Genomic DNA, 19,873 nt, shown 5'->3' with positions numbered 1-19,873 from the left:
GCCCGGCCATGCTGGACACCTCGCGACCGATCGCCGACTACGAGCCGATCGAGGAGCTCGGTCGCGGGAGCCACGGCGAGTGCATCGTCGCCCGCCCACCTTCGCGTCTCGGGCTCGCCGGTGACCGGGTCGTGCTCAAGGTCCATGCCACGGCGGCCGGCCCCGACGCCCGCCGGCGCGTGGCCGACGAGCTGCGGCAGATCTCCTCGGTCGAGGCTCCCTCGCTCGTCGCCCTCCTCGACGCCGGTCACCAGGACGGGACGATCTTCACGGTCACCGAGCTCTGCGCCGGTGGATCGCTGGCCCGGCCGGCCACGGCGCCGACGCGGGCCCAGACCCTGCGCGCCGTCGCCGACGCGGCTCGCGGCGCCCACGCCCTGCACGAAGCCGGGATCGCCCACCGCGCGATCAAGCCGAGCAACGTCATGCTCGACGGTGCGGGCGGCAAGCTCGCCGACGTCGGTCTCGCCCACCTCCTCGCCCCGGGTCAAACGGTCACGGGGATCGGCCCGGTCGGCGCCATGGAGTTCACCGAACCGGGGGCCCTGCTCGGCCGCCCGGCCGGCAGGGCATCGGACATCTGGGCGCTCGCCGTCACGCTGCATCGCTCGCTGACGTCCGCGTCGGTCTTCGGTGAGCTCCCCACCGAGAGTGTGTTCGCCGCCCTCCGCCATGTGTTGGAGACCCCGCCGGCGCTGGCGGACGGCCTGAGCGACGAGGAGGCCGAGCTGATCTCGTGGTGCCTCAGCGCGGAACGGGCCGACCGTCCGGCGACGGCCGAACTGCTCGCAGGTGAACTCGACCGGCTGGCGGCGACGACATGACCACGCGCGCGGTGGTGAGGCGCTGATGCCCCGGGACTGGCCGACCATCGAGCTCGGCAGCGGCTCGGGAGTCGTGGCCGCTGTCGGCGACGTCGCCCTGTTCGTGGTCGACGGTGACGCCGCCGAACGGCTCGTCGATCTGGTGCGCGACGTGGCCGCGGCCGACGGGCCACCGGGTCGCCCGCTGGCCCAGCGGCTCGCCGCGCTCGTCACCGGCGACGACGAGACGCCGGCCTTCGGCGCGATCGCCGCGCTCGACGACGGCTGGCTCGTGCTCCTGCACGGTCCGGTCGAGGCCGCGGTGACGGCGGCCGGCACCGAGGAGGTGCTGTCGGGCGCCTCGTCGGTCACGTGGACCGACCGGATCGTCCCGGCGACGGCCGACGCCGTGCTCATCACCCCGGCCGGATCGGCACGACCGGGCAGCAGCCCGCTGCGGCTCGAAGCGGGCGTCGTCCCGGGCGGCTGGCTGCGCGTCACCGCGACGGCCAGGCAGGTCGCCCCGGTGGTCGCCACGGAGTTCGAACTGTTCCCCCTGTCGGCCGAGGGCGTCGAGCCCAGACCTCCGCTCCCGGTGGACGGCGTGGAACGGCCGGCGGCCAGTGCGCCGGCGGCCGTCGACGAGTCCGGCGTGGCAGCGGCAGCGGCCGAGCCGGCCGAGGCGGTCGAGGAGGCGGTCTCCGCCGAGCCGGCCGCGCTGCCGGCTCCGGATCCGCGCGATCAGCGGATGTCGCTCGGCCTCCTCGTCTTCGACGACGGGTCGGCGTTCGGGCTCGACGAGGACTACGTGCTCGGACGTGAGCCCGAGATCGACGAGTCGGTCGTGGCGGGGAGCGCTCGGCCGATCGCCCTCGACGACGCGGCCGACACGGTGTCGCGCGTGCACGCCGAAGTGCGCCTGGCCGCCCCCGAGGTCCATCTGATCGACCGTGGATCGACGAACGGCACCCACCTCTGGAACGAGACCAGCGGCGCCTGGGACCGTCTGATCCCGGGTCAGCCACGCGTCATCCGGCCGGGGGAGCACGGGGCCGTCGGCCGTCGCACGTTCGTGTACGAGGGGCTCACCCGACCCCCTGGTGTGGTGCCGGCCGCGCGGCCGGGCAACCCGACCGTCGAGGTCGCCCGCCGGGTGGGCTCGCTGACCGCCGTCGAGGGCGGCGCCATCTATCCGCTCGATCGCTCCTACGTCATCGGCCGCGAGCCGCTGTCCGACGAGTCGGTTCGCCAGGGCCTCGCCTCACCGATCGTGCTCCGCGACGACCAGGTGTCGCGCGTGCACGCCCACGTCTCCGTGGTCGACGGCAGGGTGTCGGTGCGAGACGCCGGCACGCCCGCCGGAACCTTCGTCGCCGCCCCGGGGGCGGACGCGTGGGAGATGGTGGGGTCCGAGCCGACCGAGCTGCCTTCGGGCTGGAGCCTCAGCGTGGCCACGCACGTGTTCACGTTCCGCGACGACATCTGACGCTCACGCCGGCTGACTTGCCGCCGTCGCCAGGTGATGGAGCGGCGACCAGTCGCCGGCGCGAAGGGCACTGCGGACACCGACGGGCACCTCCAGCCGGTTGCGGACGACGGTGTGTACGGCGGCCTGGTCGGCGGGGTGGGGACCGAGGATCACCGCGCCCACCGCCCGGCCGTCCATCAGGACGAGCCGTCGGTACGACGGCGGGGCCGAGCCCTCGACGGTGATGACGTCGTCGCCCGCCTTGGCCTCGGTCCGGCCGATCGCGAACAGCCCCAGACCCACGCCCTTGAGGATCGTGGCCGGCGTCTCGGTGACGATCTCCATGTCGCCCCCGAGCGCGTTCACCGCCGCCGCCTGCGCCTGCTCGGCGGCGATCGGCCACAGGCCGTGGATCGTGCCGCGGTGTTCGGCGACATCCCCGGCCGCGTACACGCCGGCCACGTTGGTCTGCATCCGGTCGTCCACCAGCACACCGTTGCCGACGGGGATGCCGGCCTCACGCGCCAGATCGACGTTCGGCCGGATTCCCACGGCGGTCAGCACGATGTCGCAGTCGAGCACGCGTCCGTCGGCCAGCGTGACGGAGGTGACGGCGGGGTCGCCCGCGATCTGTGCCGCCTCCGACCGGCACTGCACGTCGATGCCGAGGCGCTGGAGGTGCTGCCGCACCATCTCCGAACAACGGGCGTCGACCTGGCGGTGCAGCAGCCGATCGTTGCGCTCGAGCACCGTCACGCCCAGGCCGAGCTGCCGCAGCGCGTAGGCCGCCTCGAGCCCGAGCAGACCGGCGCCGGCGACGACCGCCCGCGTGCCGCGGTGCCGCTGGACGTAGGCACGCAGCTGCATCGCGTCGCCCGCCTCGCGCAACACGAAGCATCCCGGCCGGTCCAACCCGGGGATCGGCGGGACCGCGCTGGCCGCACCCATGGCGAGGATCAACCGGTCGTACGGGATCACCTGGCCGGTGCCGAGGTGGACGCGTCGCGCCTCGACGTCGATCTTGGTGACGAGCGTGTTGAGCCAGGCGGTGATGGCGTGGTCGTCGTACCAGCCGTCGGGCAGGAGCGAGAGCCCGTGCATCGCCGAGCGGCCGTACACGAGCCGGGAGATGCCCATGCGGTTGTAGAGACCGTGTGGCTCGCGACCGACGAGGTGGATCTCGCAGTCGGGGTGCCCGCGCCGTACGAAGTCGGCGGCGGTGACCCCGGCGATGCCGTTGCCGATCACCACCACGCTGACGATCGAGCGGTCGACGCCGGCCCGATCAGCAGCCCCGGGCCCGGCCGCACCGTCGCCGGGCTCCGGCGTGAGCGACACGGTCACCGACCCGGCATCGAGGCGGGCGCAACAGGCCATGCGGGTGTTGGCGGCGAAGCCGAGCCGGCGGAGCGTGTTGCGCTCGTCCTGGTCGGGCGGCGACAGGCACGACGTCCCGTCGAGCACCGCGACCGGGTCGGCGCCGCACACGCCCATGCGGCAGCCGGCCTCGATCGGCAGGCCGACCCGTTCGGCCACCTCGAGCAAGCTGGCGCCGGAGTCGGCGGCGACGGCCGGTGCCTCGGCACCGAAGCGCACCTGCGCCGCCGGTGCGGGTGCCGCCGCGTCGGGCCGCCGTCTCGGGAACGGCAGGGCCACCGGCTCGGTGCGCACACCGGTCGCCACGGCGAACTGCAGCTCGCGCACCCGGGTCCGGGCGAGCCAGAGCGACGAGGCGAGGAGGATCGCCGCGCTGATCGGCCAACGCACCCACGCCATCTCGACGCCGGTGATCTCGGCCGCCGACGCCGCGATCACGGGGCCGGCGAACCAGTAGAAGCCGTTGAGGGCGACGGCGACGTAGCCGGCCGTGAGCATCGACGGGCTCAGCGGCGTCACCGCCTCGATGGCGAAGAACGAGCCGACCGCCACGAGCACGACGAGGGCGAGGAGGGCGTACGTGCCCGGCAGCGAACGATCGGCGTCACCGGCGAGGTTGAAGAACCCGAGGACGAAGCCGGGCAGGGCGGCGGCGAACAGCTTGCGGGGCCCGCTCCACGACCGGTCGGTGTCGACGAGATCGGCCTGGTAGGCCGCGACCGGTCGGAAGTCGTAGCAGTTCTTCGCGCAGCCGACGCACGAGGGGCACTGCCGGTTGGGCACGGTGACGAACGGCGTCTGCCCGTACGCCCGCTGCAGCGGGAACAACGGGCAGATGCTGCTGCACCATCCGCTCTTGCCCTTGTAGAACACGCCGCCGACGAGCGCCGCCGAGCCCGCGCCGACGAGCGCCACGCCGGCCGCCGCGCCGGTGCGGTCGAGCCCGGCCAGTCGCGACCCGGCGATCCCGAAGAACAAGGCGACGGCGATCAGGTAGCCGCGCCCGTAGATCACGTCGGGCGGATTGCCGGCGCGAGCGAATCCGAGCACCCGGGGAAGTTGGTTCCACGTGGCGAGCGGGCAGACGTTGCGCCAGAAGCCGGGGGCGCCCAGAAACAGCACAGGGAGCAGTGGCACGATGACCCCGAACAGCACGAACAGGCCGCCCACCGGCCGGACGAACAGGGCGACGGCGAGCGTGACGAACGCGCCGAGGCTGACCACCCGAGCGACGGGCCACAGCCATCGCGGGACCCGTGACGGCAGCTCGGTGAATGCCGCGAACGGGTCGGTTCCGTCACGGCGCTCGATGTCCAGCAACCGGGTGGCGATGGCGATCGCCGTCGAGGCGGGCCGCTCGGCGCTCGCCGGCGGCGGTGGTATCGGTGCCGACGTGACCGGGCGCAGTGTCTGCCGCGCCGCGTCGTACTCGTCGGCGTGATCGGCGTCGTCGTCGCGGGGTCCATCGATCGGCGCGTCGAGGACGATGATCTCCGAGCGGCCGATGCGGATGACGTCACCGGTGCGCAGCGAGGCCCGCCCGTGGAGCGCGACCCCGTTGAGCATCGTCCCGTTCCTGCTGCCGAGGTCGACGGCCGACAGCGCCGTCGGGCTGGCGACCAGCCGGAGGTGCCGGCGCGACACCTCGGAGTCGTCGAGCAGCTCACCGTCGCAGTCCCGACCGAACTCCGTCGGCTGGGTGAGGGCGAACCGGCGCGCCGGGCGACCCCACTCCCGGATCTCGATCAACGGTGCGTCGGGCCCCGCCCGGCCACCCAGCCCGGGTGCTTCCACGAGATGGAGCGTCGCGAACGCCGCCCGCAACGTCAACCGCTTTGCCGTCGAGGCGACGGATCGCGACCTGACGGTTGGTGCCGGGCACCAACCGTCAGGTCAGGCGCCAGGCGGACTCCGCTTAATGGTGGGAACGACACGGCGGGTGGTCCCTATTCTGTGGCCTTCCATCTCGACGGAGGAGCTGTCTCGCGCAGGAAGGGGGGTGGGCCACATTGAGCTACGTGCTGGGGATCGACCTCGGGACGACCTACACGAGCGCCGCGGTCGTCGCTGACGGACGCGCCGAGGTCGTCCAGCTCGGGTTGCGCTCCTCGGTCGTGCCCACCGTCGTCTTCCTCACCGAGGAGGGTCAGCTGCTGATCGGTGAGACGGCCAATCGGCGGGCGGTCACGTCGCCGGCCCGGGTCGCTCGGGAGTTCAAGCGACGCGTGGGCGACACGGCTCCGCTGCTGCTCGGCGGCACCCCGATGGCGCCCCAGGCGTTGATGGCGAGCGTGCTCCGCTGGGTGATCGACCTCGTGACCGCCGAACAGGGTGGGCCTCCGGAGCACGTGGCCGTCAGCCACCCGGCGAACTGGGGCCCGTACAAGCTCGGTCTGCTCGAACAGGCCGTGCGGCTGGCCGACCTGGAGACGGCGACCACCGTCACCGAGCCGGAGGCGGCCGCCCGCTACTACGCGTCGACGCAACGGCTGGCCATCGGCGACACGGTCGTGGTGTACGACCTCGGTGGCGGGACCTTCGACGCCGCCGTCCTCGAGGCGACCGCCGACGGATTCGAGATCCTCGGCACGCCGGAAGGCATCGAACACCTCGGCGGCATCGACATCGACGAGGCCGTGTTCGGGTTGGTGGCGCGCGAGCTGGGAGGAGCCCTCGACGGCCTCGATCCCGACGACCCGCTCGTGACCGCCGGGGCCGCGCGCCTGCGCCGCGACTGCGTCGAAGCGAAAGAGGCGCTCTCGACGGACACCGAAGCCGTGATCCCCGTGATGCTGCCCAACGTGCAGCGGGAGGTCCGGATCACCCGCGACGAGCTCGAGGCGCTGGTGCGCCCGTCCCTGGCGGCGACGATCGGTGCCCTCGAGCGAGCGCTGCGATCGGCGCAGGTGACCCCCGATCAGCTCGACGCCGTGTTGCTGGTGGGCGGAACGTCGCGGATGCCCGTGGTGGCCGACCTGGTGAGCGAGGCGCTCGGCCGCCGCGTCGCCGTCGACACGCACCCGAAGCATGCCGTCAGTCTCGGCACGGCGCTGGAGGCCGAGGCCGGTCTCGCCCGGGAACGTGGGCGTTCCCTCCCTCCCGGGGCGGAGATCATCCCGCCCCGCAACACGCCCCTGGCCGCACCGAACTCCCCGACGCCGCCGCCCACGCCGCCCCCACCCGCCGAGCCGCCGACGTCGGACGACCTGGCGCCTGCGGACGGCCCGCCCAGCGGCCGGTCGCGACCGACGGTGCGGTCGGCGATGGCGACCCCTCCACCGCTCCCGCCACCCTCGGGCCCCGGCGGGCCAGGCGGTGACGACGGCGACGCCGAGGGCGGTGCTGCCGGTGACGGTGGCGGTGGTGCCGGCGGCGGGATCGACTGGCGCCGGATGCTCTACATCGGCGCCCCGCTGCTGGTGATCGTGGTCGTCGCCGCGATCCTCATCGCCTCTCGGGGCGGTGGCGGCGGTGATGGCGACGACGGCCAGGGCGCGAACCAGGCCGTCGCCACCAACAGCACAGAATCGTCCACCACGGCCGGGTCGCCGATCACGTCGACGACGAACGGTCCGGCGGAGACGGCGGTGAGCCCGGAGACGGACGCCGCCGCCGACTCGGACGCGGCGGCCGCGTCGACGAGTACGACGATTCCGCCGGATGACGCCACCACCGCGCCGCTGGGTGATGTCCAGACGCTGGATGCCGTCGTCGAGGAGACGACCGCACCGGTGACCGCCTCGACCGAACCCGTGGAGACGACCGAGCCGCCAGCGGCCACGACCGAGCCGGTCGAGACGACCGAGCCGGCGGCCGTGACGACGACGGAGCCGGCGACGATCACCACTGCCGTGGAGGTGGTCGAGACGACCGGAGCCGTGGAGACGACGGAACCCGTGGAGACGACGGAGCCGGCGGAGACGACCGACCCTGTGGAGACGACGGAGCCGGTGGCGACGACCGAACCGGTGGTGGAGACGACCGAGCCCGTCGAGACGACGGAGCCCGTCTTGACGACGGAGCCGGTGGAGACGACGGAGCCAACGGTGGAGACGACCGAGCCCGTCGAGACGACGGAGCCCGTCTTGACGACGGAGCCGGTGGCGACGACCGAACCGGTGGTGGAGACGACCGAACCCGTCGAGACGACCGAGCCCGCCTTGACGACGGAGCCTGTGGCAACGACGTCGACCTCCACGACCACGAGCACGACCTCCACGACCACGACGACATCGACGACGGTGCCGGCCACCACCTCGACGGCGCCTCCGTCGACGACGACGTCCACGTCGTCCACGACAGCAGCGCCGACGACCGTGCCCCTGCCGAATGCGCAGGTCGCCGCCCTCAGCACCGGCCGCCGAGTCCCGGTCGGGGCGTTCCCGGACGGCGTGGCGACCGATGCCGCGGGCCGTTTGTGGACGGCGGCGTCGTTCGGCGACCGGGTCACGCGCCTCGAGCCAGTGACCGGTCAGCAGGAGGTGATCACGCTCGAGCCGGGCTCCAAGCCGATCGCGGTGCTGTCGACGCCTGACGCCGTGTTCGTCACCCTGGCCGGGACCGATCAGCTGGCACGCATCAACCCCGAGACGCTCGAGGTCGAACGGCTCGCCGTGGGCGATCAGCCGGCGTTCCTCGCGTTGGGGGCGGACAGCCTCTGGGTGGTCGGCGACACAGGCCAGATCGACCGCGTCGATCCCGTCTCGTTCACCGTCACGGCGAGCGTCGACGTGCCCGGGGCCAAGGGGGTCGCCATCGCCGGCAACGCGGCCTGGGTGACGGCCAGCTCGACCAACGAGCTGGTGAAGATCGACCTCGCCTCGAACCAGGTGCTCGGGCGTTTTCCGATCGGGACCGGTCCCGACGCGATCGTTGCCGACGGCAGCGCCGTGTGGGTCGCCAATCGCGGAGAGGGAACGGTCGCCCGCTTCGACTCGATCTACCAGCAGGTGACCAACCAGGTGAACATCGGCACCGCACCGGCCGGGCTCGCCATCGACGGCGATCGCCTCTGGGTGATCGACACCGAGGCGGGCACCTTGGTCCTCGTCGACCGGACGACCGCGACCGTGACGCAGACGATCGACGTCGGTCGCCGACCGCTCGGCTTGCAGCCGCTCGGCGCCGTCGTCTGGGTGGGCCTCGCCGGTGACAACGTGCTCGCCGAGGTCCGGGTCTGGGTCGACGCGCCGACGACCCCGCGTGCGGAGATCGTCAGCATCGAGACGGTCGGCCAGCGCTACATCCCGACGATCGCCACGCAGAACTTCGCGCCGGCCGTCGGCGGCGACCTGCACGTTCACCTGTACTGGAACTCGGCGCCGGCGGAGGCCGCCGGCATGCCCGGCACGGTGCAATGGCTCGTGTGGGACCAGCCCGAGCGCGTCGACGACGTCTTCTTCGACGTGGTCAATCGCCCTGCCGACGCCAACGCCATCTGCGTCGTGGTCACCATCGGCACCCACGAGATCGCCGATGTGAACGGTGACGGCGCACCCGACTACGACACCGGCAACTGCATGCAGCTCCCCGACGCGCCCGTTTGAGCGCTGAGGCCGACGTCGCCGCGTGGACGGCGGTCAGGCGGTGGCGAGACGCTCGACGAGGGCCTTCTCCTCGGGCCCGAACCACGGGCCGTCACCGGCCGCGGCGTTGGATGTCATCCGCTCGGGGCTCGTGGTCGCCGGGATCGTCACCGTGACGGCAGGGTGGCTGAGCCCGTACTTCAACAGCGCCTGTGACCACGAGGTGACACCGAAGTCGGCGAGCGGTGCGAGGTCGGCCGGGCCGGGACTGCGGCCGACCAGCCCGCCGGCTGCGAACGGGCGCATCAGGATCACCCCGATGCCGAGGTCGGCGGCGAGCGGGAGGAGACGCTGTTCGACGTCCCGCTCCAGCGGGTTGTACGGCAGCTGAACCGCGGCGACGCGGCCCGTGCGCATCACCGCCTCCATCTCGTCGAAGGCGTCGACCTTCCAGTGGGTCGCCGCGACCACGCCCACCTCGCCGGCGTCCCGCCGGCGCTCCAGTTGATCGAGGCGCGTTCGCCATTCGACGAGGTTGTGCACCTGGAACACGTCGACTCGTCCGCCGAAGTAGCCGAGCGAGGCGTCGATCTGGCGCTCGGCCGTCTCGTCGTCGGGCGTCCACACCTTGGTCGCCACGATCGCCTCGGATCGGCGGTCGCCGAGGGTGGCGCCGAGGATGCGCTCGGCCTCGCCGTACATCGGGGACGAGTCGACGAACGTGGCGCCGGTCGACAGGGCGGCGTCGGTCACGGCCTGGCCAGCGGCATCCACCTCGGGCACGTCGAACGTCTTCGACGTGCCCATCCCGACGACCGGGACGTCGAGGCCAGGAGCGAGGGTGCGGTGTTCCATGGCGACGACGCTACGTCTACCAGCGTCAGGCCCGGATCTTGCGGCTGACGACGAGGCCGATGCTCATGACGGCCAGCCAGATCGGCATGACGAGTCCGGGGAACCCGGGCAGGCCCATGACGAGGGCCATCGCCGCGGCCGGCAGCATGAGGACCACGCTGACGATGCCCATCCAGCGGGGCACGACGTTGATCCGCCGCAACGCAAGTGAGGCGACACAGCCGGCGGCGACCATGCCACCCCACCAACCGAGGAGCTGACCGAAGTCGAGCAGCGTGTAGTTCACGAACATCGCCTCGCGTGACAACCAACCCTCATCCGTGCCGCCGGGCATGTAGAGCGCCATCGACCCGGTGAGGCACACGAAGATCACGTTGATCGTCGCCGTGGCGGCGAGGGCGGGACCGATCGTGCGGGCCGCCAGATCGTCGGGCGCATGGGTCTCGGCCCAGCGCTTCCATCCGGTCGACGTCACGAAGAGCAGCGCGACGCCGATCAGCCCGACGACGAACGCGACGTGGAAGCGGCCACGATCGAGGTGGTCGAGCACGTCGACGCCCTGGGCGACGATCTCCTCGTCGAGGTCGTTGATCGTCAGCATCGACGAGACGAGTCCGGCGGCCGCGGCGGCGACGCCGAACCACGGCCAGCGAGCGCGCCGACTGGGCGTCTCGGGCGTTGCGTCGGCCGCGACGCCGAGGGGGGACAGGATGGTGGACACGGCGATCTCCTCTTCGTTCATGTGCAGTGAGCCGTTCGACGCCAGCCGTCGGCGGCGTCGTGCGGCGATCGTGCGCAGACCGCCGCCACCTCCGGGAGTGCACCAGCCGGTGTCCAGGAGGTGGTGGTAGCCACACTCCCCGTCGCGAATTGCGCTGTCGCCGTCGACGGCGGACGGCCAGACTGTCGAACCCATGGAGCTGGGAACCCGAGCAGACATCATCGACCTCGACGAGACGATCGGTGCCGTGGTCGCCGACCAGGTGTTCAGCGGCGTCGTCCGGGTCGACGTCGACGGGGAGGTGCACGAACGCGTCTACGGGCTCGCCGACCGGGCCCACGACATCCCCGTCACGGCCGGGCATCGCTTCGGCCTCGCCAGCGGGGCCAAGCCGGTGACGGCCCTGACGGTCGTCCGCCTCGCCCAGGACGGCGTGCTGCCGCTCGACACCACGGCTCGCTCGCTGCTCGGCGACGACCTCCCACTCGTCGCCGACGACGTCACGGTCGAGCAGCTGCTGGCCCATCGGTCGGGAATCGGCGACTACCTCGACGAGGACGAGATCGAGGACTTCGCCGAACCCGTCCTGTCGCGGCCGGTCCACCAGCTCTACGACCCCGAGACCTACCTGCCCCTCATCGACGGCTACCCGACGGCCTTTCCCGCCGGGAGCGCCTTCGCCTACAACAACGGCGGCTACGTGCTGCTCGCCCTGCTCGCCGAGCGGGCGGCAGGCGAGTCGTACTACGACCTCGTCGATCGGCTCGTGCTGCAGCCCGCCGGCATGACGGCGTCGGGGTTCCTGCGTCTCGACCGGCTGACGGGTGACGTCGCCACCGGGTACATCCATCCCGACGACCACCCCGACCGGCTGCGCGTGAACACCTTGCACCTCCCGGTTCGGGGCTGCGGAGACGGCGGGTTGTACTCGACGGTCGCCGACATCCGGTCGTTCTGGACGGCCTTGTTCGCCGGGGCCATCGTCGACGACGACTGGCGGCAGCGGATGCACACGCCGCTGAGCGACGCCGATCGTCTGCGCTACGGCCTGGGGTTCTGGGTCCCCCGGGACGCTCGACCGTGGGTGCGCATCCACGGCGGTGACGCCGGCGTGTCGTTCGTGAGCGTGCACGACCCCAGCCGCGATCTCACCCACACGGTGATCTCCAACTGGACCGACGGCGCCTGGCCGGTGTCGCGTGAGCTGAGCGTGGCCCTCGGCACCGCGCTCGACTGACTGACTCGACCGACTCACCGGACTCACCGGACTCACCGACGGCCACGGACTGCGGCATGATGTCGGGGTGCCAGCACGACGACGACACCGAGGCAAGTCCGAGCAGCCGGTCATGGACGATCCCGTGTCACGCTTCGGCGTGATGCTGCGCGAGTCGGCCGAGCGCGAGCGCGCCGAGCGGGAACGCAAGGCGCAGCGCAAGCACGACGCCGCCGAGGAGGCCAAGGCCGCCCGAGCGCGCGCCGATGCCCTGGTTGCGGCGCAACGGCACCTCGACCGGGCGATCGAGAACGTCAAGAGGGCCCGTGCCAAGCGCTCCGGCGTCGACGAAGCCGACGCCGCGTGGCGCGAGGCCAAGGCGAGGCTGATCGAGTTGGAGACCGGCACGGCACCGGACTGGGCGCCGAGCACGGCGACCGGCGAGCACGAGGTCGCCGCGGCAGGTTCGGTCGACGGGGACGACTCGGACGCCGCAGGCGACGACACCGTGGACGCCCCGTCCGACTGAGCGCCGTTCGCCCGGTCTTCCGGTGCGAACCGCTCGCGGAACCCTGCGTACGGTGGCGGCAGTGTCAGAGTCGACGGTTCCGGGGTTCTCCAACCGGCAGCTGTGGGTCGTCCTCGGCGCCCTCATCCTCGCCGTCATGTTGGCGTCGATGGAGATCTCCATCATCGCCACCGCCCTGCCGACGATCGCCGGCGAGTTCAACGCCTTCGAGAGCTACGCCTGGGTCGGCACGGCGTACATCGCCACGTCGGCGATCGGCACACCGTTGCTGGGCAAGCTGTCGGACCTCTACGGCCGGCGGCTCGTATTCCAGGCGACGATGGGCCTGTTCATCGTCGGGTCGTTCCTGTGCGGCATCTCGCAGAACATGACCCAGCTGATCGCCGCCCGGGCGCTGCAGGGGCTCGGCGGCGGGGCCATCCAGGCCCTGGCGTTCTCCATCCTCGGCGACATCCTGCCGCCCCGGGAGCGCGGCCGCTACATCGGCTACTTCACCGTCGCGTTCGTCGGGTCGGCGCTCCTCGGGCCGCTGATCGGCGGCGTGATCATCGATCACTGGTCGTGGCCGTGGATCTTCTTCATCAACATCCCGCTCGCCGCCATCGCCAGCGCCGTCAGCTACCGCGCCCTGCGTCTTCCCTTCCCGCGTCGCGCTGCACGCATCGACGTCCCCGGCGCCGTGCTGCTGTCGATCGCCATCGGTGCGGTGATGGTCGGCCTGGAGGAGGGAGGTACGAACGGGTGGTCGAAGCCGATCGTGCTGCTCCTGCTCGGCGGGTCGGCTGTCGCGGTCGTGGCGTTCGTCGCCGTCGAGCGGCGCGCCGTCGAACCGATGATCCCGCTCCAGCTGTTCCGCAACCCGGTGGTGCTCGCCTCCATCGTCGCCGGGATGTGCGCAGGCATCATCGCCTTCGGCGGCTCGCAGTTCCTCACGCTGTACTTCCAGGACTCCCTGTTCGTGTCGCCGACGGCTTCCGGGTTGCGGATGCTTCCGCAGATGGTCGGCGTCACGCTCGGCACGTTCGGCGTCGGACGACTGGTGCTCCGCACCGGTCGCTACAAGGCGTTCCCGGTGGTGGGCACGGCGGTCGGCGCCGTCGGCCTGTACGTCATCAGCCACATCACCGGATCGACGTCGTACGCCTGGCTGATCATGCCGATGGTCGCTATGGGCTTCGGTGTCGCGTCGGTGTTCACCACCACGTCGATCGCCACGCAGAACGCCGTCGAGTTCCACGACCTCGGGGTGGCCACGGCGACGATCATGTTCTTCCGCTCGCTCGGCGGCTCGTTCGGGCTGGCGATCTTCGGCTCGATCCTCAACTCGACGATCCGGTCCGAGATCCCCAAGCGCCTCGACATCTCACCGCGTTCGGCCACGGGACTGATCCGCGAGCCCGACGACATCAAGGCCCTCCCGCCGGCCAGCCGGGCCGCCGTCGTCGACTCGCTGGCGATCGGCGTGGGTCGCATCTATCTGGTGTGCGCAGGCGTGATGGTCGTCGGCTTCATCGCCGCCGTGCTCCTGCCCGAGCGCCCCCTCCGCCCGCGTGCCGGCCTGTCCGACGCGATGGAGGAAGCCGCCGGCGCCATGGCCTGACCGTCGTGCCGTCAGCTTCTGGGCGCGAATCGTGCCACTTCCGCTTCTGGGCGCGATCCGTGACGCTCAGCGTCACGGATCCGCGCCCAGATCGTCACGATGAGGCGCGGTCGGTGCGCCAGACGGTGCCGCGGCGGTCGTGGCCGATGCGCCGCTCGATATCGATGGCGAGATCCGGCCGCTCCACCTCGCGTTCGATCAGGTACAGCGAGATGTCCAGGCCGGAGAGCCAGCCGCTGCCCGTGGTGACGATGTCACCGTCGTCGACGATGCGGGCGTCGACCACGTCGCACCACTGCTTCAGAGTGTCGACGTCGCGGTCGTACGTGGTCGCCGTGCGGCCCTCGAGCAGGCCGGCGGCGGCGAGGAAGAGCGACCCCGAGCACACCCCGGCGAGCACGAGATCGGCATTCGTCGCCTTCGCCCGGGCGAGGAACGCAGTGAGCTCGCCGTCGGCGATGATCTCGTCGACCCAGCCTCCGGCGACCACGAGTGCGGCCGCCCGCGCCGGCTCCGACGGCTGCAGGCCGCCGAACCGCGTGTCGTAGCAACCGACGATCTCCGGCCGGCCGTCGGCGGTCACCAGCACCGGCTCGATGTCGGCGCCTGCGTGTCGGGCCTTCATCAGCACGGCGTGGGCGAGCAACGCGTCGGCCTCGGCGATCCCGTCGAACATCAGGACTTCGATTCGCATGCGGCGATCGTCGCCCGGTCGGATGATCGCCGCCAGTGGCCAGAACGACACACTTCGGGTACTTTCACGCCATGCACACCGTCGCCGTCCTGGCGATCGACGGGGTGGTGGGGTTCGAGCTGGCGACGCCGGCCCAGATCCTCGGTGCCGCCCGCCGCCCCGGCGCGGACGACGAGCGGCTCTACGACATCCGGGTGTGCGGTGCGCCCCACGTGGAGGTCACGGCCGCCGGCGACGAGATCTTCCGGATGACCCCGCCCCACCGGCTCGATGCCGCGCTCGACTGCGAGACGATCATCGTGCCGGCGTCGTCACGCGCCGGCGGCCAGCCGGCAGCGGTGCTCGATCTGCTCCGCACGGCCCATCGGCGCGACATCCGCATCGCGTCGATTTGCACCGGGGCGTTCCTGCTCGCGGCCGCCGGTCTCCTCGACGGTCGCCGGGCCACCACGCATTGGGCCCATGTCAACGAGCTCACAGCGGCGCATCCCGGCGTCGATGTCGATCCATCGGTGCTCTTCATCGACGATGGCGACATCCTCACGTCGGCCGGCGTGGCGAGCGGGATGGATCTCTGCCTCCACATGATCCGCCGAGATCACGGCGCCGAGGTTGCGGCCTACGCGGCGCGGCGCACGGTGATGGCGCCGAACCGCGAGGGCGGCCAGGCCCAGTTCGTGCGCTACGAGGAGACCGCAGCCCGTGGCGGTTCGCTCGCCTCGGTGCTGGCGTGGATGCAGGAGCACCTGCACGAACCGCTGCGACTGGCCGACATCGCCGCCCACGCCAACATGAGCACCCGGACGCTCGTGCGCCGCTTCCCGGAGGGCACCGGTGTGACACCGCTGCAGTGGCTCTTGCGCGAGCGGGTGCGTCGGGCGCAGCGGTTGTTGGAGGCCGGGCGTTCGTCGATCGAGGAGATCGCCCAGCAGACCGGCTTCCGCGACGCCGCCCGCCTCCGTCGTCATTTCACCCGGGTGGTCGGCGTGACGCCCCAGGCCTACCGCCGCAACTTCCGCGCTCCGAGATAGTGCCAGGCACTATCTCGGAGCGCATCGAGACGGTCAGACGCGCTCGATGATGATGGCGGGGGCCATGCCGCCGCCCGTGCACATCGTGACGAGGCCGACCTGCAGGTCACGGCGCTCGAGCTCGTCGAGCACGGTGCCGATCAGCATCGCCCCGGTCGCACCGATCGGGTGGCCGAGGGCCATCGCGCCGCCGTTGACGTTGATCTTGTCGCGGTCGATGTTGAGCTTGCGGATGTAGCGCTCGGCGACCACGGCAAACGCCTCGTTGACCTCGAACAGGTCGATGTCGTCGAGCGTCATGCCGGCGCGGGTGAGGACCTTCTCGGTGGCCGGCACCGGGGCGTTGAGCATCAGCGTCGGGTCGTCGCCGATGGTGGCGGTGGCGACGACGCGGGCCCGGGGCTTGAGACCGTGGGCCTTGGCGTAGTCGGCGCTGGCCATCAAGATGGCACCCGAGCCGTCGACGACGCCCGAGGAGTTGCCGGCGTGGTGGACGTGCTGGATGTCGACGTCGGGATAGCGCTGGTTGATCAGCTCGCGGAACGTCGGCAGGCCTTCGGCGTGGCGATAGTCGGCCACGGCGGGGAAGCTCGGCGGGAGCGCGGCCAGCGACTCGAGCGTCGTGCCCGGCCGGGGGAACTCCTCACGATCGAGGGCGACGGTGCCGTCGAGGTTGAGCACCGGCACGAGGCTCTTGTCGAACCGGCCCTCCTTGATGGCGATCTCGGCGCGACGCTGCGACTCGACGGCGAGGGCGTCGAGGTCCTCGCGGGAGATGCCCTCGATCGTGGCGATCGCATCGGCACACACGCCCTGGTGCGACTGGGGGTGAAGCTCCTGGAGATGGGCGTTGCCGGCGCCCATCGGCAGCATGCCCTTCTTGGGCAGCGACATCATCTCTGTTCCGCCGGCGATGACGAGGCTGTCCATGCCGGCCATCACCGAGTTGGCGGCGATGTTGGTGGCCGTGATTCCTGAGCCGCAGAAGCGGTCGAGCGTGACCCCGCTCGCCTTGATGTCGTAGCCGGCGTCGAGGGCCGACATGCGACCGATGTCGCCGCCTTGCTCGACGACCTGGGCGCTGGTGCCCCATGTGATGTCGTCGACGTCGGCGGTGTCGAACCCGTTGCGGGCGACGAGCGCTTCGAGGACCGTGCGGCCGAGGTGCTGGGGGTGGAGGTGGGCGAGGGCACCCTTGCCCTGCTTGCCGATTCCGCGAGGGGTGCGGACGGCGTCGATGATGAATGCGTCGGGCATGGCGCGATTCTGCTTGCCTCGGCTCGACGCCGACGAGCCGGGCCCGTGTCGCACCCGTCACCAAGGCGGCGGGGCCGCACGGCTCGAGGCCGCAGGGAACTCGGAACGCGAGGGATCGCAGGGTGTCGCCGACGTACTTCCGTACCGAGTCGTCCCTGCCTGACGCGAACGGTCGTCACCCCGGTAGGCGCCCCCTGCTGACCTCGTTGCGGTCCACCCGGTTACGGTCGATTCCATGCTGACCGGTTGGAAGCGCCCGACAACCGGTGCCGGACTGGTGATGGCCGGCATCGCGCTCACCCTCACTCCGTTGCCAGGTTCGGCGGCACCGCCGATCGACACTTCGGGGCCCGTCCTCACCGACCCGTGGCTGGGATCGAACCCGGCGTTCATCGAGGTCGGTGTGGGAATCGCCGCGGTCGACTGCGTGCTGCCCGCGTGGTCGCTCGACCCGGCCTCCGTGGAAGCGGTGTACCAGGCGCTGATCGTCTGTCACGACGACGCGTGGCGCGGCACCCTCGCTCACTTCGGTGTCGAGTTGGAGTCGCCAGGGCTGTGGGCGGGGGCGGAGACCGCGGCGTACGACGGGGCGTGCGGGAGCAACACGTTCGGCCGCGAGGCCTTTTACTGCGACCTCGACCAGACGCTCGTCCTGCCGTTCGACACGATGCTGCCGGTCGCCGAGTACGGGCCTGGCTACGCCCTCGCCGTGCTGTCGCACGAGTACGGCCACCATCTGCAGCAGCAGTTCGGCGTCATCGCCGCGTATGCCGCGCGGCGTCAGGCGGCTGGTTGGGACAGCGACGCCGGCCAGCTGCTGTCACGCCAGTTCGAGCTGCAGGCCTGGTGCCTGTCGGGCATGTTCTACGGCACGAACAACGGTCGGGGAAGCATCGATCAGACGCTCACCGATCAGGCCATCCAGAACAACGGGGGCGCCGGCGATCGGCCGGGCGAACTGCGCGAGCACGGCACCAGCGAGAACGTGGCGAACTGGTTCGGCTGGGGCATCCACCCGTCCCTCGACCCGGTCGCCGACGTGATGCCGACGCTGTACGAGTGCAACCCGTGGGCCGCCCGCGACGCTGGCTGGCTCGAGTGACCGCGAGTGAGCAGGTGATGCGGGAGCGAATGGAACAGATGGTGCCTGGCACCATCTGTTCGCTTCCTCGCCCGCCTCAGTGAAGGAGATCTCGAGGTACGCGCGCACGAGCCACCGGATGTCGAACGTCATGTCCCGAGTCCGCTGCCCGGCGCAGGGGAGCGGGTCCCGAGTCCCACGGTTGGGGCCACCCGGAGAATTCGGCAGCATCGCCGAGACCGCCGGGCGTATCGTCCCGGCCGGCCATCGGGGCCGTACAGGTGACAAGGTCAGGTCAGTCATGTCAGGTCAGTCATGATGTCGAAGACGTTGGTGTCGATTCCGGTGCTCGCAGCCGCGGTGAGCGTGATCGTGGTCGGTCCGGCCGGCATCGGCAGGGCGTCGACGCCGCCGACGTCGACCGCCCCGTCAGCGGTCACGACCGCGAGTCCGGCGAGCACCGAGTCCGACCATGCGCAGGTGGTTGCACAGGGCCTGATCGACTTCCCAGACGGTCGCTTCACCTGGACGGCCACGGCGGGCAGCTCCGACTCCGATGGCACGCAGGTCGACGCGCCGGGGTCGCAATTCGTCCTCGGCGACACGGGACGCATGCTCGTCACGAGCGGCGACGGGCGCGGCGCCATCCTCGAGGCCGGCGAAGCGATCTTCGACCCTCGTTCGTTGCCGGTGACCTTGCAGGCGATCGACGGGCCAGCCGGCTATTGGTCGATCCTGCTGACGTCGTCGCCCGACGCCGGTGGTGGCATCGAACCCGGAGCCGGCGTCCGCGACGTCAACCTCGTGCGCGATGTGCTCGGACCCGGCGAGGTGTTGTCGGTTGCGAGCGACCTGCCGCAGTTCGTGCTCGTCACCGCCGGTGCGGTCACCCCGGACGGCGGCACCGCCATCGCCGCCGGATCGGGGTCCCAGGTCGCGGGTGGCACGTCGCTCGCCAACGACGCCACCCGGCCGGCAGTGGTCGTGGTCGCGGTGATCGGCGATCGCACCGTGGCTGCGGTGACGACGCCAGCGACGACGGCGTCGACCGCGACGACCGTCGCGTCGACAGGCACGACCGTGCCGGACAACTCTGTGCCGAACAACACCGAGCCGGTGGCACCGGCGCAGTTCGACTCCGACGGCGACGGCCTCAGCGATGAGGACGAGATCGTCATCGGGTCCGACGTCAACAAGGCCGACACCGACGGTGACGGGCTCAGCGACTACGAGGAAGCGTCCGGCGCCTTCAACTCGGACCCCACCGATCCCGACAGCGACGACGACGGCCTCACCGATGGCGAGGAGGCGGACCTCGGTACCGATGCCGGCGCCAAGGACACCGACGGCGACGGCCTGTACGACAACGACGAGATCATCGGCGGGACCAACCCCCTCGATCCGGCAAGCAACGCCGGCTGAGCCGTTCCGCGATCCCGGCCCCCAGAAGTCTGGCGCCTTCGTGGAACGAGGCTGAGCCGGCGACGTCTCGATGTCGTTCACGACGCGTGACGCACCGTCCTGGTTCGCAGCGGAGAGGGTGGGATTTGAACCCACGGGCTACCGTTAAGCAGCCACCTTCTTAGCAGGAAGGCGCGTTCGACCGGGCTCCGCCACCTCTCCAATATGTGTCGCCCGATGCTATCGCCGCGAGCCGCATCGCCGCGCCCCCAACCGATCCGGGTCACGGACGGCCCTCGAGCCATCCGGTCGACG

General features: G+C 71.3%; 15 protein-coding genes and 1 tRNA gene. 9 read left to right on the top strand and 7 right to left on the bottom strand.

What is annotated here, in order from left to right:
* Positions 1 to 8: 8 nt before the first annotated feature.
* Both DN771_RS07125 and DN771_RS07120 read left to right on the top strand, forming a co-directional pair.
* The gene (locus DN771_RS07125) at positions 9 to 824 is read left to right on the top strand and encodes a protein kinase domain-containing protein (protein ID WP_116996660.1); all 816 of its coding nucleotides are present in this window, start codon (positions 9 to 11) and stop codon (positions 822 to 824) included.
* A 25-nt stretch (positions 825 to 849) separates the two neighbouring features.
* Positions 850 to 2,289, top strand: a complete 1,440-nt coding sequence (locus DN771_RS07120) for an FHA domain-containing protein (RefSeq protein ID WP_162941656.1) — start codon at positions 850 to 852, stop codon at positions 2,287 to 2,289.
* Between the two features lie 3 nt (positions 2,290 to 2,292).
* Here the strand turns inward: DN771_RS07120 and DN771_RS07115 are convergent, their stop codons facing one another.
* On the bottom strand, positions 2,293 to 5,442 hold the full coding sequence (locus tag DN771_RS07115) for an FAD-dependent oxidoreductase (RefSeq protein WP_205528461.1): 3,150 nt from the start codon (positions 5,440 to 5,442) through the stop codon (positions 2,293 to 2,295).
* A gap of 224 nt (positions 5,443 to 5,666) precedes the next feature.
* Between DN771_RS07115 and DN771_RS30005 the strand changes: the two genes are divergently transcribed.
* The gene (locus DN771_RS30005; protein ID WP_205528460.1) at positions 5,667 to 9,194 is read left to right on the top strand and encodes an Hsp70 family protein; all 3,528 of its coding nucleotides are present in this window, start codon (positions 5,667 to 5,669) and stop codon (positions 9,192 to 9,194) included.
* A 33-nt stretch (positions 9,195 to 9,227) separates the two neighbouring features.
* Here DN771_RS30005 and DN771_RS07105 read toward each other — a convergent pair whose 3' ends face one another.
* Both DN771_RS07105 and DN771_RS07100 read right to left on the bottom strand, forming a co-directional pair.
* On the bottom strand, positions 9,228 to 10,028 hold the full coding sequence (locus DN771_RS07105; protein ID WP_116996658.1) for an aldo/keto reductase: 801 nt from the start codon (positions 10,026 to 10,028) through the stop codon (positions 9,228 to 9,230).
* A gap of 25 nt (positions 10,029 to 10,053) precedes the next feature.
* Complete coding sequence (locus tag DN771_RS07100) at positions 10,054 to 10,944, bottom strand: hypothetical protein (protein ID WP_116996657.1); 891 nt, start codon at positions 10,942 to 10,944, stop codon at positions 10,054 to 10,056.
* Here DN771_RS07100 and DN771_RS07095 point away from each other — a divergent pair.
* From DN771_RS07095 to DN771_RS07090, 3 genes are all read left to right on the top strand, one after another.
* Positions 10,943 to 11,986 (top strand): serine hydrolase domain-containing protein, encoded by a 1,044-nt coding sequence (locus DN771_RS07095; RefSeq protein WP_116996656.1) that lies wholly within the window; start codon positions 10,943 to 10,945, stop codon positions 11,984 to 11,986. The two genes, DN771_RS07100 and DN771_RS07095, sit on opposite strands and share 2 nt — an antisense overlap.
* Before the next feature lie 112 nt (positions 11,987 to 12,098).
* A complete protein-coding gene (locus tag DN771_RS29355) occupies positions 12,099 to 12,494 on the top strand; it encodes a hypothetical protein (RefSeq protein WP_162941655.1) in 396 nt (131 codons plus the stop codon).
* Between the two features lie 61 nt (positions 12,495 to 12,555).
* Positions 12,556 to 14,094 carry an MDR family MFS transporter gene (locus DN771_RS07090; protein ID WP_116996655.1) on the top strand — a complete coding sequence of 513 codons (1,539 nt, stop codon included), beginning with the start codon at positions 12,556 to 12,558 and terminating at the stop codon, positions 14,092 to 14,094.
* Between the two features lie 94 nt (positions 14,095 to 14,188).
* Here DN771_RS07090 and DN771_RS07085 read toward each other — a convergent pair whose 3' ends face one another.
* A complete protein-coding gene (locus tag DN771_RS07085; RefSeq protein ID WP_116996817.1) occupies positions 14,189 to 14,788 on the bottom strand; it encodes a DJ-1/PfpI family protein in 600 nt (199 codons plus the stop codon).
* A 71-nt stretch (positions 14,789 to 14,859) separates the two neighbouring features.
* On the opposite strand from DN771_RS07085, the gene DN771_RS07080 reads away from it, so the two are divergent.
* Positions 14,860 to 15,819, top strand: coding sequence for a GlxA family transcriptional regulator (locus DN771_RS07080; RefSeq protein WP_116996654.1), 960 nt, complete (start codon positions 14,860 to 14,862; stop codon positions 15,817 to 15,819).
* A gap of 33 nt (positions 15,820 to 15,852) precedes the next feature.
* Here DN771_RS07080 and DN771_RS07075 read toward each other — a convergent pair whose 3' ends face one another.
* Positions 15,853 to 17,076 carry an acetyl-CoA C-acetyltransferase gene (locus DN771_RS07075; RefSeq protein ID WP_116996653.1) on the bottom strand — a complete coding sequence of 408 codons (1,224 nt, stop codon included), beginning with the start codon at positions 17,074 to 17,076 and terminating at the stop codon, positions 15,853 to 15,855.
* Between the two features lie 235 nt (positions 17,077 to 17,311).
* On the opposite strand from DN771_RS07075, the gene DN771_RS07070 reads away from it, so the two are divergent.
* Positions 17,312 to 18,178: a neutral zinc metallopeptidase gene (locus DN771_RS07070; protein ID WP_205528459.1), complete on the top strand. Its 867-nt coding sequence runs from the start codon at positions 17,312 to 17,314 to the stop codon at positions 18,176 to 18,178.
* A gap of 278 nt (positions 18,179 to 18,456) precedes the next feature.
* On the opposite strand, the gene DN771_RS29350 is transcribed toward DN771_RS07070, so the two are convergent.
* Entirely contained in the window at positions 18,457 to 18,618 is a 162-nt protein-coding gene (locus tag DN771_RS29350; RefSeq protein WP_162941654.1) for a hypothetical protein, read from the bottom strand.
* A gap of 19 nt (positions 18,619 to 18,637) precedes the next feature.
* Between DN771_RS29350 and DN771_RS07065 the strand changes: the two genes are divergently transcribed.
* Complete coding sequence (locus DN771_RS07065; protein WP_162941653.1) at positions 18,638 to 19,579, top strand: thrombospondin type 3 repeat-containing protein; 942 nt, start codon at positions 18,638 to 18,640, stop codon at positions 19,577 to 19,579.
* A gap of 110 nt (positions 19,580 to 19,689) precedes the next feature.
* Here DN771_RS07065 and DN771_RS07060 read toward each other — a convergent pair.
* A tRNA-Ser gene (locus DN771_RS07060) sits at positions 19,690 to 19,780 on the bottom strand.
* Between the last annotated feature and the right edge of the window lie 93 nt (positions 19,781 to 19,873).

This window comes from Desertimonas flava, assembly GCF_003426815.1.
Taxonomy (GTDB): domain Bacteria; phylum Actinomycetota; class Acidimicrobiia; order Acidimicrobiales; family Ilumatobacteraceae; genus Desertimonas; species Desertimonas flava.
Note: the sequence above shows the minus strand (reverse complement) of the source record. Positions and strands in the feature narration are given on the sequence as shown.

Bases quoted from the DNA above. Each gene is read 5' to 3' on its own strand.
- DN771_RS07125 (WP_116996660.1), top strand. From the start codon at position 9: ATGCTGGACACCTCGCGACCGATCGCCGACTACGAGCCGATCGAGGAG.
- DN771_RS07120 (WP_162941656.1), top strand. From the start codon at position 850: ATGCCCCGGGACTGGCCGACCATCGAGCTCGGCAGCGGCTCGGGAGTC.
- DN771_RS07105 (WP_116996658.1), bottom strand. From the start codon at position 10,028: ATGGAACACCGCACCCTCGCTCCTGGCCTCGACGTCCCGGTCGTCGGG.
- DN771_RS07095 (WP_116996656.1), top strand. From the start codon at position 10,943: ATGGAGCTGGGAACCCGAGCAGACATCATCGACCTCGACGAGACGATC.
- DN771_RS07100 (WP_116996657.1), bottom strand. From the start codon at position 10,944: ATGGGTTCGACAGTCTGGCCGTCCGCCGTCGACGGCGACAGCGCAATT.
- DN771_RS29355 (WP_162941655.1), top strand. From the start codon at position 12,099: ATGGACGATCCCGTGTCACGCTTCGGCGTGATGCTGCGCGAGTCGGCC.
- DN771_RS07085 (WP_116996817.1), bottom strand. From the start codon at position 14,788: ATGCGAATCGAAGTCCTGATGTTCGACGGGATCGCCGAGGCCGACGCG.
- DN771_RS07080 (WP_116996654.1), top strand. From the start codon at position 14,860: ATGCACACCGTCGCCGTCCTGGCGATCGACGGGGTGGTGGGGTTCGAG.
- DN771_RS07075 (WP_116996653.1), bottom strand. From the start codon at position 17,076: ATGCCCGACGCATTCATCATCGACGCCGTCCGCACCCCTCGCGGAATC.
- DN771_RS07070 (WP_205528459.1), top strand. From the start codon at position 17,312: ATGCTGACCGGTTGGAAGCGCCCGACAACCGGTGCCGGACTGGTGATG.